12 protein-coding genes and 1 tRNA gene are annotated in these 14,061 nt (G+C 78.3%); 6 read left to right on the top strand and 7 right to left on the bottom strand.

Going from position 1 to position 14,061, the window contains the following annotated elements; all coding sequences use genetic code 11:
• Positions 1-26 precede the first annotated feature (26 nt).
• Both D5H78_RS04230 and D5H78_RS04225 read left to right on the top strand, forming a co-directional pair.
• Positions 27-1,733: an ABC transporter gene (locus tag D5H78_RS04230; protein WP_218566219.1), complete on the top strand. Its 1,707-nt coding sequence runs from the start codon at positions 27-29 to the stop codon at positions 1,731-1,733.
• Positions 1,730-3,346, top strand: coding sequence for a GTPase (locus D5H78_RS04225; RefSeq protein WP_119949059.1), 1,617 nt, complete (start codon positions 1,730-1,732; stop codon positions 3,344-3,346). The genes D5H78_RS04230 and D5H78_RS04225 overlap by 4 nt, the downstream gene beginning before the upstream one ends.
• Before the next feature lie 32 nt (positions 3,347-3,378).
• Here D5H78_RS04225 and D5H78_RS19220 read toward each other — a convergent pair whose 3' ends face one another.
• Together D5H78_RS19220 and D5H78_RS04220 are read right to left on the bottom strand one after the other, a co-directional pair.
• Positions 3,379-3,531 carry a hypothetical protein gene (locus D5H78_RS19220; RefSeq protein WP_165865589.1) on the bottom strand — a complete coding sequence of 51 codons (153 nt, stop codon included), beginning with the start codon at positions 3,529-3,531 and terminating at the stop codon, positions 3,379-3,381.
• A 97-nt stretch (positions 3,532-3,628) separates the two neighbouring features.
• Positions 3,629-4,015, bottom strand: a complete 387-nt coding sequence (locus tag D5H78_RS04220; RefSeq protein ID WP_119949058.1) for a response regulator — start codon at positions 4,013-4,015, stop codon at positions 3,629-3,631.
• A 39-nt stretch (positions 4,016-4,054) separates the two neighbouring features.
• Here D5H78_RS04220 and D5H78_RS04215 point away from each other — a divergent pair.
• Positions 4,055-4,126, top strand: a tRNA-Arg gene (locus D5H78_RS04215).
• Positions 4,127-4,136: 10 nt separating this feature from the next.
• Here D5H78_RS04215 and D5H78_RS04210 read toward each other — a convergent pair.
• Positions 4,137-4,973 (bottom strand): acyl-CoA thioesterase, encoded by an 837-nt coding sequence (locus D5H78_RS04210; RefSeq protein ID WP_119949057.1) that lies wholly within the window; start codon positions 4,971-4,973, stop codon positions 4,137-4,139.
• Positions 4,974-5,052: 79 nt separating this feature from the next.
• Positions 5,053-5,913, bottom strand: coding sequence for a dihydropteroate synthase (folP, locus tag D5H78_RS04205; RefSeq protein ID WP_218566218.1), 861 nt, complete (start codon positions 5,911-5,913; stop codon positions 5,053-5,055).
• 68 nt (positions 5,914-5,981) lie between these two features.
• Between folP and D5H78_RS04200 the strand changes: the two genes are divergently transcribed.
• A complete protein-coding gene (locus tag D5H78_RS04200; protein ID WP_119949056.1) occupies positions 5,982-6,968 on the top strand; it encodes a glucosyl-3-phosphoglycerate synthase in 987 nt (328 codons plus the stop codon).
• Positions 6,969-7,055: 87 nt separating this feature from the next.
• Here D5H78_RS04200 and D5H78_RS04195 read toward each other — a convergent pair whose 3' ends face one another.
• The 3 genes from D5H78_RS04195 to D5H78_RS19710 all read right to left on the bottom strand — a co-directional run bounded on the left by D5H78_RS04195 (position 7,056) and on the right by D5H78_RS19710 (position 9,352).
• Complete coding sequence (locus D5H78_RS04195; protein ID WP_119949055.1) at positions 7,056-8,327, bottom strand: M23 family metallopeptidase; 1,272 nt, start codon at positions 8,325-8,327, stop codon at positions 7,056-7,058.
• A gap of 111 nt (positions 8,328-8,438) precedes the next feature.
• Positions 8,439-8,678, bottom strand: a complete 240-nt coding sequence (locus tag D5H78_RS04190; protein ID WP_119949054.1) for a DUF6480 family protein — start codon at positions 8,676-8,678, stop codon at positions 8,439-8,441.
• Complete coding sequence (locus tag D5H78_RS19710) at positions 8,675-9,352, bottom strand: hypothetical protein (RefSeq protein WP_218566217.1); 678 nt, start codon at positions 9,350-9,352, stop codon at positions 8,675-8,677. The genes D5H78_RS04190 and D5H78_RS19710 overlap by 4 nt, the downstream gene beginning before the upstream one ends.
• A 77-nt stretch (positions 9,353-9,429) precedes the next feature.
• On the opposite strand from D5H78_RS19710, the gene D5H78_RS19705 reads away from it, so the two are divergent.
• Both D5H78_RS19705 and D5H78_RS04180 read left to right on the top strand, forming a co-directional pair.
• Entirely contained in the window at positions 9,430-10,152 is a 723-nt protein-coding gene (locus D5H78_RS19705) for an SDR family NAD(P)-dependent oxidoreductase (RefSeq protein ID WP_218566216.1), read from the top strand.
• Positions 10,153-10,253: 101 nt separating this feature from the next.
• Positions 10,254-14,057: a multifunctional oxoglutarate decarboxylase/oxoglutarate dehydrogenase thiamine pyrophosphate-binding subunit/dihydrolipoyllysine-residue succinyltransferase subunit gene (locus tag D5H78_RS04180; protein ID WP_119949053.1), complete on the top strand. Its 3,804-nt coding sequence runs from the start codon at positions 10,254-10,256 to the stop codon at positions 14,055-14,057.
• Positions 14,058-14,061 lie beyond the last annotated feature (4 nt).

The following is a 14,061-nucleotide window of genomic DNA, read 5'->3' as shown; positions in this document are numbered from 1 at the left end:
GGGCGCCGGTGCGGCAGGCTGGCGCCGTGACGGCCGGGGGTCAGGTGCGGGAGGACCCGCTCGAGCAGGCCCTGCGCGGGCTGCGGGAGGCGCTCGGCGCGGTGCGCCTGCCGCTGGCGGTGCCCGGCGCCGAGGCGGCCCTCGCGCTGCGCCGCGAGCTGGCCGACCAGCTCGACGACTACGTGCTGCCGCGCCTGGCCCGGCTCGACGCGCCGCTGCTCGTCGTCGTCGGCGGCTCGACCGGCGCGGGGAAGTCGACGCTCGTCAACGCGCTGGTGCGCGCCGACGTCACCCGCCCCGGCGTCCTGCGGCCCACGACCCGGGAGCCCGTCCTCGTGCACCACCCCGACGACGCGCCGTGGTTCGCGCCCGGCCGGCTGCTGCCCGGCCTCGCGCGCACCACGGGCGCCACGGGCGACCCCGGCAGCCTGCAGCTGGTCCCCACCCCCGCCGCGCCGCGGGGGCTCGCCCTGCTCGACGCCCCCGACGTCGACTCCGTCGTCGCGGAGAACCGGCGCCTCGCCGGCCAGCTGCTCGCCGCCGCGGACCTCTGGCTGTTCCTCACCACCGCGGCCCGCTACGCCGACGCGGTGCCCTGGGCGCTGCTGCGCGAGGCCGCCGCCCGCAGCGCGGTCGTCGCCGTGGTCCTGGACCGCGTGCCCCCCGAGGCCGCCACCGAGGTGCGGGCCCACCTCGCCGGGATGCTCCGCGAGGAGGGGCTGGGCCGGGCCCCGCTCTTCGTCGTGCCCGAGGGAGGGCTCGCGTCCGGGCGCCTGCCGGAGGACGCCGTGGCGCCGCTGCGCGGCTGGCTGCACGGCCTGGCCGCCGACGCGCCGGCGCGGGCCGCCGTCGCCCGGGCGACCCTCGACGGGGTGCTGCGCTCGTACGGGCGGCGGGCCGCCCCCCTCGTCGAGGCCCTCGCCGCGCAGGAGGCGACCGGCCGCGACCTGGGGGCGGCCGCCGCGGGCGCGTACGCCGACGCGGTGCGCGCCGTCGACGACGCGGTCCGCGACGGGAGCCTGCTGCGCGGGGAGGTGCTGGCGCGCTGGCAGGACGTCGTCGGCACGGGCGACCTGCTGCGCGGCCTGCAGCGCCGGGTCGGGCACCTGCGCGACCGGGTCACCGCCGCCGCGACCGGGCGCCCGGCGCCGGAGGAGCGCCTCGCCGAGGCGCTGGAGTCCGGTGTCGAGGCCCTCGTGCTCGCGCAGGCGGCGTCCGCCGCGGAGCGCGCGGCGGGGGCCTGGCGGCGCGACCCCGCGGGGCGCGCGCTGCTCGCCGCCGCGCCCGGGCTCGACCGGCCCTCGCCCGACCTCGCCGAGCGCACCGCGCGGGCGGTGCGCGACTGGCAGGGCGCGGTGCTGGACCTCGTGCGCCGCGAGGGGGCGGACAGGCGGCGCACGGCCCGGGCGGTGGCGTACGGCGTCAACGGCGTGGCCCTCGCGGTCATGGTGCTCGTGCTCGCCAGCGTGGGGCCCCTCACCGGGGGCGAGGTGGCGGTCGCCGGCGGGGCGTCCGCGCTCTCGCAGAAGCTGCTCGAGGCGCTGCTCGGCGACCAGGCCGTCCGCTCGCTCGCGGCGCGCGCCCGCGAGGACCTCGAGGAGCGCGTCGCGGCGCTGCTGGGCCAGGAGCGGGAGCGCTACGACGCCCTGCTGGCCCAGGAGGGGCCCCCGACGTCCGCGGAGGCGCTGCGGGCGGCCCTGCACGCCGTCGCAGCGCGGACGGGCGCCCCGTGAGCCTGCTGCGCCGCGCGCGCGGCGCGGACCGGCTCGCCCCGCCCGACGTCTCCGGCCGGCTCGACGCGCTCGCCGGCGCCCTCGACCTCGGCGAGGAGCGGCTCGACCCCGCCCTCGCGGCACCGGCGCACGCCCTGGTGCGCCGGGCCGGGGAGCGCCTGGCCCTGTCCAGCGCCCACACCGTCGTCGCCCTCGCGGGGGCGACCGGCAGCGGCAAGTCGTCGCTGTTCAACGCCCTCGCCGGGCTGGACCTCGCCCGCACCGGGGTGCGCCGGCCCACCACGGCCGAGCCGATGGCGTGCGTCTGGGGCCCGGAGGGCGCCGGCCCGCTGCTGGAGTGGCTCGGGGTGCCGCAGCGGCACCAGGTGGCCCGCGAGAGCGCGCTGGACGGCGACCGGGAGGCCGGCCTGCGCGGGCTCGTCCTGCTCGACCTGCCCGACCACGACTCGACCGAGCTCGCGCACCGGCTCCAGGTGGACCGGCTCGTCGAGCAGGTCGACCTCCTCGTCTGGGTCGTCGACCCGCAGAAGTACGCCGACGCGGCGCTGCACGAGCGCTACCTGCGCCCGCTCGCCCGGCACGGCGCCGTCCTGCGGGTCGTGCTCAACCAGGCGGACCGCCTCTCCCCCGCCGACGCCGGGGCGTGCGCCGCCGACCTGCGCCGGCTCCTCGGCGAGGACGGCCTCGAGGCCCCGGAGGTGCTCGTGGCCAGCGCGCGCACCGGCGCCGGCGTCGCCGCGCTGCGCGAGGACCTCGCGGCGGCCGTGCGGGGGCACGCCGCCCGCGTCGAGCGCGTGGCCGCCGACCTCGACGCGGTCGTGCCGCCCCTGGCGGGCTCGCTGGGCGGGGAGCCGGGCGAGCCGGGGCGCCGCGACGACCTCGTCCGGGCCCTCGCCGCCGCCGCCGGCGTGCCCGTGGTCGCCGACGCGGTCGGCGCCGCGGTGCGGCACCGGGCCGCCGCGACGACCGGGTGGCCGCCCACCCGCTGGCTGCGCCGGCTGCGCCCGGACCCCCTGCGCCGCCTCGGCCTGGACCGCCAGGGCCGCTCGTCGCTGCCCGCGCCGGCGCCCGCGTCCCGCGCCCGGGTGGACCTGGCGGTGCGGCGCACCGCCGACGCCGCCGCCGGCTCGCTCGCCCCGCCGTGGGCCGGGGGGGTCCGGCGGGCCGCCGCCGGGGGCGACGGCGACCTCGCCGACGCGCTCGACCGGGCGGTCGCCGGGACCGACCTCGGCGTCGCCCGCCCTCCGCGGTGGTGGCGCGCGGTGGCGGTCCTGCAGTGGCTCCTGCTGGCGGTGGCGGCGGCCGGGCTGGGCTGGCTCGCGGCGCTGGCCGCCATGGCGTACCTGCAGCTGCCCGAGCCGTCCACCCCCTCGCTCGGCGCCCTGCCCTGGCCCACCGCCCTGCTCCTCGGCGGCGTCGTCGCAGGGCTCCTGCTGGCGCTGGGCGCGCGGCTGGCCGCGCGGGCGTCGGCACGGCGCGCGTCCCGCCGCGCCGTGCAGCGCCTCGAGGGCGCGGTGGCCGGGGTCGCGGACCGGCACGTGCTCGAGCCCGTCGGGGCCGAGCTCGCCCGGTGGCGCGAGGTGCGCCGCCTGCTGGAGCGCGCCGGGGGGTGACGGCCCGCCGACGGGCCGCCGGACGGCCGCGGTCAGAGCCGGGAGCCGCCCCGCAGCCGCGGCAGCAGGAAGAGCACGACCGCGGCGATGACGAGCGCGACGAGGATGAACTTCACGGGGGCGTCCCTCCCTCGGGGCCGCGGTCCGGCCGGGGCCGTCCCCTGCCCGCGGCGGGGCCGCCGCAACCGGCCTCCCGGCCGGTCGGGCCGGTCGGGCCGGTCGGGCCGGTCGGGCCGGTCGGGCCGGTCGGGCCGGTCGGGCCGGTCGGGCCCGTCGGGCCCGTCAGGCCCCGGGCACCCCGGCGAGGCGGCGCACGAGGGCGACGAGCTCGGAGGGGTCGAAGGGCTTGGGCAGGAAGGCGTCCACGCGGGCCACCCGGCTGGCGTCGAGCTCCTGCACGCTCGCCGTCACCATCGCGATGCGCAGCCCGGCGGTGCGCGGGTCGCTGCGCAGGGCGGCGGCGGCCGCGATGCCGTCCAGGCGGGGCATGACCACGTCGAGGGTGACGACGTCGGGCAGCACCTCGGCGGCGGCGAGCCGGTCCAGCGCGTCCTGCCCGTCGACCGCGCGCTCCACCTCGAAGCCCTCGAGCTCGAGGTTGACGCTGATGAGCTCGCGGATGGACTCGGTGTCGTCGACGACGAGCACACGGCCGAGGGGGCTGCGCACCCGCCCAGGCTAGACGCTGGTACTGTCGTCCCGCCTCGAGCCCCCGTAGCTCAGGGGATAGAGCACCGCCCTCCGGAGGCGGGTGCGCAGGTTCGAATCCTGCCGGGGGCACTTCTGCACGTCAGCCGCGCGGCGGCCGTACGAGCCCCTCCTGCACCACGTTGGCGACCAGGGTGCCGTCGGCCGTGAAGACCCGGCCCGTCCCCAGCCCGCGCCCGCCCGAGGCGGACGGCGAGCGCTGGTCGAACAGCAGCCACCCGTCGGCCCGCACCGGCCGGTGGAACCACATCGCGTGGTCGAGCGAGGCGAGCTGCACCTGCGGGCGCGGCACCCCGGGGTGCATCGCCAGGGTCGAGGTGAGCAGGGTGAGGTCGCTGGCGTACGCCAGCACGCAGACGTGCAGCAGCGGGTCGTCGGGCAGGGCGCCGAGCGGGCGCAGCCACACCCGCGTGCGGCCCTCGTCCCCCTCGCCGACCGGCGCGACGAGGCGCACGTCGAGCGGCAGCCAGTCGCGCCACCAGTCGACCCACGGCCCGGTCCCCGGGCCCATCGCCGCCCGCGCGTCGGGCAGGTCCTCGGCGCGCGGCACGACCGGCATGGGGTCGGCGTGCTCGAGCCCCTCCTCCGCCGCCTGGAACGAGGCGGACATGTGGAAGATCGGCCGGCCGTGCTGGCGGGCGACGACCCGGCGGGTGGTGAAGGAGCGCCCGTCGCGGATGCGGTCGACGTCGTAGACGATGGGCCGCCCGGGGTCGCCAAGGCGCAGGAAGTACGCGTGCAGGGAGTGGACCGACCGCTCCGGGACGACGGTGCGCCCGGCGGCGACGAGCGCCTGGGCGGCGACCTGCCCGCCGAAGACCCGCTGCAGGCTGGTCTCGGGCGAGCGTCCGCGGAACAGGTCGACCTCGAGGTCCTCGAGGTCGAGCACCTCGAGCAGGGCGTCGACGGAGCGTGGCACGCCCGCGATGCTCCCAGACGCGCCAGGCCTCCGGACCCGCCGGACCCGCGGGGGCCGGTGGGGTCCGCCGGGTGCCGGCTCAGGCGAGCCCGCGGACCGCCCGCCGCGGCGGCAGGTCGCCCTTGACCGCGGCGACCAGGTCGAGCACCTGGCGGGTCTCCCGGACCTGGTGCACGCGGAAGACCTGCGCGCCCATCCAGGCGCAGAGCGCGGTGGCCGCCAGCGTGCCGGTGAGCCGCTCGCCGACCGGCAGGTCGAGCACCTCCCCGACGAAGTCCTTGTTGCTCAGCGAGACGAGGACCGGCCAGCCGGTGGCGACGAGCTCGTCGAGGCGCCGGGTGACCTCGAGCGACTGCCAGGTGTTCTTGCCGAAGTCGTGCGCGGGGTCGATGACGACGCGCTCGCGCGGCACCCCGAGGGCCACGGCCCGCTCCGCGAGCCCGACGACCTGCCCGAGCACGTCGGCCACCACGTCGTCGTACGCGACCCGGTGCGGGCGGGTGCGCGGCGCCGCGCCGCCGGTGTGGGTGCAGACCAGGCCGGCGCCGAGCTCGGCGGCCACCTCGGCCAGGCGCGGGTCCGCGCCGCCCCAGGCGTCGTTGAGCAGGTCCGCGCCGGCGGGCACCACCTCCCGGGCCACCTCGTGGCGCCAGGTGTCGACGCTGACGACGAGGCCGGGGTGCCGCTCGCGGACGGCGGCGACGAACGGCACGGTGCGCCGCAGCTCCTCCGCGACGTCGACCACCTGGCCCGGCCCCGCCTTCACGCCGCCGACGTCGACGAGGTCCGCGCCCTCCTCGACGGCCCGGTCGACCCGCTCCAGCGCGGCCGCGTCGGCGTACGTCGCTCCGCCGTCGAAGAAGGAGTCGGGCGTGCGGTTGACGATGGCCATGACCAGGGTGCGCCCGCGCGGGTAGCGGGCCGGACCCAGCTGCAGCACCGGCAGGACTCCCCCCGTTCACAGAAGCGTGCGACGATCACCGGCCCCGACCGGACTCGAGGAGGCTCATGCACCCCGTAGCCCGCGCCTGGTTCGACCGCCGAACCTACCGCTCCCGCCCCGACGACGCCGCGCTCGCCGAGCGCAAGCGCGCCCTCGGCACGACGGTCAGCGTCGTGGTCCCGGCCCGCGACGAGGAGGCCTCCGTGGGCCGCGTCGTCGCCGCCCTGCTCCCCCTCACCGTGCCCGCGTCCCCCGACGACGTCCCCCTGGTCGACGAGCTCGTCGTCCTCGACTCCGACTCCACCGACGCGACCGCCGAGCGCGCCCGCGCGGCCGGGGCCGTCGTGCACGCCGCCGCGGACGTGGCGCCCTCGGCGGGCACCCGCCGCGGCAAGGGCGAGGCGATGTGGAAGTCGCTGTTCGTGACCAGCGGCGACGTCGTCGTGTTCGCCGACGCCGACCTCGTCGACCCCGACCCGCTCTACGTCACCGGGCTGCTCGCCCCGCTGCTCGACGACCCGGACGTGCTGCTCGTCAAGGGCTTCTACGACCGCCCCGCCCCGGGCGAGCCGGACGGCTCGGCGGGCGGCGGGCGGGTCACCGAGCTGCTCACCCGCCCCGTCCTCGCCCACTGGTTCCCCGAGGTCGGCGGCGTCGTGCAGCCGCTGGCGGGCGAGTGGGCGGCCCGGCGGGCGCTGCTCGAGGAGCTGTCCTTCCCCTGCGGGTACGGCGTCGAGGTCGCCGTCCTGCTCGACACCGCGCTGCGCTACGGCGTCGACGCGGTCGCCCAGGCCGACCTCGGCCGCCGCGACCACCGCCACCAGGACCAGGCGGGCCTCGGGCGGATGGCGCTGCAGGTGCTGCACGCCGCGTCGCTGCGCCACGCCCCCGCCGCGGCCGACGTCGCGCGGAGCACCCTCACGCAGTTCGTGCGCCGGGACGGGCAGGTCGTCCCCGACCCGCACGACGTGGACGTCGAGGAGCGCCCGCCGGCGGTGGTCGTGCCGGAGTACGGCCAGGCCCGCGGCCTCGCCCTGGACGCCGCCGGGTAGTCCCGGGTGGCCCCGGCTGGCCCCGGCTGGCCCCGGGTGGCCCCGGGTGGCCCAGGGCCGCCCGGCGCGTCGACCCGGCCCGGCGCGTCAGCCCAGCCCGAACCAGGGCGCCGGGTCCACGTAGTCGTCGCCCGCGAGGACCTCGAGGTGCAGGTGGCAGCCGGTCGAGAAGCCGGTGCTGCCGACGAGGCCCACCACCCGTCCCGCGGGGAGCGCGTCGCCCTCGCGCACGTCGGTCCGCGACAGGTGGCTGTAGGTCGTCGACAGCCGCACCCCGTCGGGGCCGACGGGCGCGTGGGCGACGACGACGCGCTGGCCGTACCCGCCGACGGTCCCCGCCTCGACCACCGTGCCGGGGGCGGCCACGACGACCGGCGTGCCGCAGGGCGCGCCGAGGTCGGTGCCGGTGTGCAGCTTGTGGACGCCGGTGATCGGGTGGGTCCGCATGCCGTACGGCGAGGTCACCGGCGCGTCGACCGGCAGCGCCAGCGCGCCGGGCACGGCGGAGGTGTCGCCGTCGGCGGCGCCCTGCACGAGCGGCACCGCGGCGGGGCCCGCCGGCACGGCGGCCCGCGCCAGGCGGGTGCGCGTCGCCTCGGCCTCGGCCTGCAGCCGGGCCCAGCGGACGGCGTCCTCCTCCTGCGCGGCCCGGGCCGCGGCCAGGGCCGCCTCCCGCTCGCGCACGACGCGGTCGACCCGGGCCAGCGCGGCGGCGGCCTCGGCCTCGCGCGCCTGCAGGTCGGCCAGGGCCGTGCGCGCCGCGTCCGCGGCGGCGACGGCCGCGTCGCGCCGCGCGGCCAGGTCGCCCTCACCGGCGGCGAGCACGTCGGCGTCGGCCCGCGCGGCGTCGGCCGCGGCGCGCTGGGCCGCGACCGCCCGGCGCACGACCTCGACCCGCCCGCGCAGCTCGGCCGGGGTGCCGCTGGCGAGCAGCCAGCCGACGGGCGCGGGGCCCTCGATGTACGCGGCGCGCGCCAGGCGCGCCAGCTCGTCGTCCTCGTGGCGCGCGCCCTCGCGGGCCGCGTCGAGCGCGGCGGCGGCGCGCAGCACGGCGGCCTCGGCGGCGCGGTGCGCCGCCGTCGCGGCCGCGGCGGTCCCGCGGGCGGCCCCCGCCGCCGCGGTGGCGGTCGTGGCGGCGTCGCGGGCCGGCCCGAGCTCGGCCTCGGCGGCGCCGAGGGCGGCGACGGCCTGCACCATCGCCGCGGACGACTCCGACAGCGCCTGCGCGGCCGCGTCGACCTGCTCCTGCGTGGGCGCGGCGTGGGCGGGGGCGCCCGGCGCGAGCAGCGCGGGCAGCAGCGCCGCCGCGAGGAGCGGCGCGGCGAGGCGGGCGCGGGTGCTGCGGTCCGGTGCGCGCACGGGCACCCCTCCTCGCCGGGCCTGGCGGCGCCGGGCGGCGCCTCCTCCCGTGCCTCGGCAGGGACGGGCGCCGCCTTGACCCGGTGCGGCGGAGCGCCCGCGCCCGGAGGCCTAGAGGTCGAGCCTGGTGAAGGCGAAGGCCAGGAAGAGCAGCGCGACGAGCACGCCGAGCCCGATCGTCACCACCAGCGCGGTGGGGGTCTGCCGCTCACGGGGGGCCGGGGAGCGCCCGGAGGACTCGGACATGCTGGACGCGATGGGCGGCGTCTCGCCCGGCGGCACGCCCCCGCCCGGCTCCAGCCCCGGCGTGTCCGCGGGGTCCGGGTTGGTGGGTCGGTCGGGCTCGGTCACGTGCGCTCTCCCTCGTCGTCGTCGGAGCCCCCTCTGCCCCGCGGGGGGCCGCCCGCAACCCCGCGGGCCGCGAGGCCCAGCCCCCGCAGCTCCAGCGACGCCAGCACGGCGGCCGCAGCCGGGTCCCCCCGCGACCACGCGCCGACCGTCCCGGCGGGCAGCCGGGCCAGGCGGGCGACCGGCTGCCCGGCCACCGCCCGCGCCGCGAGCAGCGGCACGGCGTCGCCGTCGGCGGCCAGCCGGCGCACCGCCGACGAGGCACGCACCCAGCGCCACCGCAGGAGCAGGTGCGCGGCGAGCACGAGCAGCGCCGGGACGAGGCACAGCAGCCCGACGGCCGTCGCGAGGTCGCCCACCACCTCCTGCTGCGCGCGCCCCGCGTCGACGAGCCGCTGCCCGGCGCCGCCGGCGTCGCGCAGCGGCTCGGCCAGCCGGTCCCCGACGAGCGGGACGTCCTCGGCCGTGCGGGCCGCGTCCCCCAGCCGGTCCTGCAGGTCGCGCCCGGCCCGCTCGACCCGCTCCCCCGGCCCCCCGAGGCGCTGGACGAGGTCGTGCAGCGCGCTGCCCGCCCACGCCCACGCGAGGCACCAGGCCAGGACGGCGGCGTCGCCGGCGAGCTGGCGGCCGCGGCGCAGCGGGTCGTCGGCGTAGAGGGCGTTGGGCAGCACGGGCACCGGCGGACGGTGCCCGGCACCGGCGCGTCGTACGCCCATCGCTCGCGCGCGGGCCCCGGCCGGGCCAGGGTGGCCCCGTGGGAGCGCTCGACGGGCGGACCGCCCTCGTGACCGGCGGGAGCCGCGGCATCGGCCTGGAGGTCGCGCGCGGGCTCGGCCGCGAGGGCGCCTCGGTGGTGCTCGTGGCCCGCGACGCGGGGCGCCTGCGCTCCGCGGCCGAGGAGCTGACCGGCGAGGGCCTGTCGGTGGCCGCCGTCGCCTGCGACGTCGCCCAGCCGGCGGCCGTGCGCGCCCTGCCCGGCGTCCTCGGCCCGCTGGGCGCGGTCGACGTGCTCGTCCTGGCCGCCGGCGTCATGAGCGAGCGCACCGCGAAGACGCTGCGCACGAGCGACGCGGAGTGGCGGCGGGTCATGGCGGTCAACCTCGACGGCGCGTTCACGGCGGTCTCGACCTTCGTGCCGGGGATGGTGGAGCGGCGGTGGGGGCGGGTCGTCGCGCTCAGCGCCTGCCTGGGGCGGATGAGCGGGCCGGGGACGGCGGGCGGGCTCGCCCCGTACCGGGTGTCGAAGGCCGGCCTCAACGCGCTCGTGCGCAACCTCGCCCACGAGACGGCCCTCGGCCGGCGCGGCGTCCTCGTCGACGCCACGTGCCCGGGGCACTGCCGCACGGACATGGGCGGGCCGGAGGCCCCGCGCTCGGCCGCCGAGGGCGCGGCGACCGCCGTGTGGCTGGCGACGCGCCCGGACGCCGGGGAGGGCACGGGGCTGCTGTGGGAGGACCGCCGCGTCGTCCCCTGGTGACGGCGGGGGCGGGCGAGCCGACCTCCTCGCGGTCGGCGGCTGCCCGTAGGGTGGACGGAGCCGTATCCGACAGCGCGGGCAGTGAAGAGGGCGATACCACCGTGTCCGAGTCCTCCCAGAGCAACCCGTTGGCGGCCTTCGGGCCCAACGAGTGGCTGGTCGACGACCTCTACCAGAAGTACCTCGAGGACCCCGAGAGCGTGGACCGCGCCTGGTGGGACTTCTTCGCGGACTACGCGGGGGCGCAGGGCGAGGGCAACGGCCGCGCGCCGCAGGCCCCCCAGCAGGCGCAGCAGGCCGCGCCGCAGCAGCCCGCGCCGCCGCAGCCCGCGCCGCCGCAGCCGCAGCAGCCGCAGCAGGCGCAGCCGGCCCCCGCGCCGCAGGCCCAGCAGCAGCCGCAGGCCCCGCAGCAGCCGCAGGCCCCGCAGCAGCCGCAGGCCCAGCAGCCGGCGGCGCGCCTGGGCGCCCAGCCCGCGCCCACCGCGACCTCGCCGGTGCCCGCCGCGCCCGCGCGCCGCCCGGCACCCGCCCCCGCGGCGGACGGCGCCGAGCCCACGACGCGCGTGCTGCGCGGCCCGGCGGCGCGCGTGGTCACGAACATGGAGGCGAGCCTCTCCGTCCCGACCGCGACGAGCGTGCGCGCGGTCCCGGCGAAGCTGCTCGTCGACAACCGCGTCGTCATCAACAACCACCTCAAGCGCGGGCGCGGCGGCAAGGTCTCCTTCACCCACCTCATCGGCTTCGCCGTCGTCCGCGCGCTGCAGGCGATGCCGGAGATGAACGACGGCTTCACCGAGGTCGACGGCAAGCCCGCGGTCGTGCGCCCCGCGCACGTCAACTTCGGCCTGGCCATCGACCTGGCCAAGCCCGACGGCACCCGCCAGCTGCTCGTGCCGAGCATCAAGGCCGCCGAGACGATGGACTTCGCCCAGTTCTGGGCGGCGTACGAGGACGTGGTCCGCCGCGCCCGCGGCGGCAAGCTGACGGCCGACGACTTCGCCGGCACGACGATCAGCCTCACCAACCCCGGCACCATCGGCACCAACCACTCGGTGCCGCGCCTGGTCAAGGGCCAGGGCACGATCATCGGCGTCGGTGCGATGGAGTACCCGGCGGAGTACCAGGGCGCCTCCCCGGAGACCCTGGCGCGGCTGGCCGTGAGCAAGATCCTCACGCTCACCTCGACGTACGACCACCGGATCATCCAGGGCGCGCAGTCCGGCGACTTCCTGCGCCGGGTCCACCAGCTGCTCCTCGGCGAGGACGGCTTCTACGACGACGTGTTCCACGCGCTGCGCATCCCCTACGAGCCGGTGCGCTGGGTGCAGGACCTCTCGTTCAGCCACGAGGACGACGTCAACAAGACCGCGCGCGTGCAGGAGCTCATCCACGCGTACCGCGTGCGCGGGCACCTCATGGCCGACACCGACCCGCTGGAGTTCCAGCAGCGCAGCCACCCCGACCTCGACGTCGTGTCGCACGGGCTGACGCTGTGGGACCTCGACCGCGAGTTCCCGACCGGGGGCTTCGGCGGCAGGCCGCTCATGAAGCTGCGCGACATCCTCGGGGTCCTGCGCGACTCCTACTGCCGCACCATCGGCGTGGAGTACATGCACATCCAGGAGCCGGACGAGCGGCGCTGGGTGCAGGACCGCATCGAGGTCGGCTACGCCAAGGCCTCGCGCGAGGAGCAGCTGCGCATCCTGCGCCGGCTCAACGCCGCCGAGGCGTTCGAGACGTTCCTGCAGACCAAGTACGTCGGGCAGAAGCGCTTCTCGCTCGAGGGCGGGGAGAGCGTCATCCCGCTCCTCGACGCGGTGCTCTCCGAGGCCGCGCGCGCCGGGCTCGACGAGGCCTGCATCGGCATGCCGCACCGCGGCCGGCTCAACGTCCTGGCGAACATCGCCGGCAAGTCGTACGGGCAGATCTTCCGCGAGTTCGAGGGCAACCAGGACCCGCGCTCGGTGCAGGGCTCCGGCGACGTGAAGTACCACCTCGGCACCGAGGGCACCTTCACCGCGCCCTCCGGCGAGGACGTCAAGGTCTACCTCGCCGCGAACCCGAGCCACCTCGAGGCGGTCGACCCGGTGCTCGAGGGCATCGTGCGCGCCAAGCAGGACAAGCTCAACAAGGGCGGCGGCGACGGCGGCTACACCGTGCTGCCGGTCCTGCTCCACGGCGACGCCGCGTTCGCCGGGCAGGGCGTGGTCGCCGAGACGCTCAACCTCTCGCAGCTGCGGGGCTACCGCACCGGCGGCACGATCCACGTGGTCGTCAACAACCAGGTCGGCTTCACGACCTCGCCGACGTCCTCGCGCTCGTCGCACTACTCCACCGACGTCGCCCGGATGATCCAGGCGCCGATCTTCCACGTCAACGGCGACGACCCCGAGGCGTGCGTGCGCGTCGCGCGGCTGGCGTTCGAGTACCGCCAGGCGTTCAAGAAGGACGTCGTCATCGACATGGTGTGCTACCGCCGCCGCGGGCACAACGAGGGCGACGACCCGTCGATGACCCAGCCGCTGATGTACGCGCTCATCGAGGCCAAGCGCTCGGTCCGCAAGCTCTACACCGAGGGCCTCATCGGCCGCGGCGACATCACCGTCGAGGAGGCCGAGCAGGCGCTGCGCGACTACCAGGGCCAGCTCGAGCGGGTCTTCGTCGAGACCCGCGGCGACCAGGGCGACGCCGGCGACGGCACCGGCCTGGAGCCGCCGAGCGAGCAGCGCGGGCTCGAGTCCGGCCCGACGGCCGTGGCCAGCGCGGTCCCGCTCGAGGTCGTCAAGCGGGTGAGCGACGCGCACGTGTCGGTGCCCGAGGGCTTCACCGTGCACCCCAAGCTCCAGCCGCTGCTGCAGAAGCGCGCCGCCATGGCGGGCGAGGGCGGCATCGACTGGGCGATGGGCGAGCTGTACGCGTTCGGCTCGCTGCTCGTCGAGGGCGTCCCGGTGCGCCTGGCCGGCCAGGACAGCCGCCGCGGCACGTTCGTGCAGCGCCACGCGGTGCTCACCGACCGGGCCACCGGCGCGGAGTGGACCCCGCTGCGCAACCTCACCGAGGACCAGGCCCGGTTCTGGATCTACGACTCGCTGCTGTCCGAGTTCGCCGCGCTCGGCTTCGAGTACGGCTACTCGGTGGCCCGCCCCGACGCGCTCGTGCTGTGGGAGGCGCAGTTCGGCGACTTCGTCAACGGCGGCCAGACGATCATCGACGAGTTCATCTCCACGTCCGAGCAGAAGTGGGGGCAGCGCTCGTCGGTCGTGCTGCTGCTCCCCCACGGCTACGAGGGCCAGGGGCCGGACCACTCCTCGGGCCGCATCGAGCGCTTCCTGCAGATGTGCGCCGAGGACAACATGACCGTCGCGCACCCCTCGACGCCGGCGAGCTACTTCCACCTGCTGCGCTGGCAGGCGCACCGCCGCGAGCGGCGCCCGCTGGTGGTCTTCACGCCGAAGTCGATGCTGCGCCTGCGCGCGGCCGCCTCGTCGGTCGACGAGCTCACCTCGGGCTGCTTCCGCCCGGTCATCCGCGACGAGCAGGTCGACGCGGCCGGCGTGCAGCGGGTCGTGCTCTGCGCCGGCAAGGTCTACTGGGACCTGCTCGCGGAGCGGACCCGGCGCGGCGACGCGACGACGGCGCTCGTGCGGGTCGAGCAGCTCGCGCCGCTGCCGGCGGACGAGATCGCTGAGGCCGTCGCGCCGTACGGCGACGCCGAGCTGGTCTGGGTGCAGGAGGAGCCGGCCAACCAGGGCGCGTACCCGTTCATGGCGCTGAACCTGCCCGAGGCGCTCGGCCGGCCGCTGCGGCGGGTCTCGCGCCCGGCGTCGGCCTCCCCGGCCGTCGGCTCGCACAAGGCGCACGACGCCGAGCAGCGCGCGCTCGTCGAGCAGGCCTTCGCGCGCTGACGGG

The sequence above is a fragment of the Vallicoccus soli genome, from assembly GCF_003594885.1.
GTDB classification, from domain to species: domain Bacteria; phylum Actinomycetota; class Actinomycetes; order Motilibacterales; family Motilibacteraceae; genus Vallicoccus; species Vallicoccus soli.
This window is presented reverse-complemented; position numbering and strand designations above follow the sequence as displayed.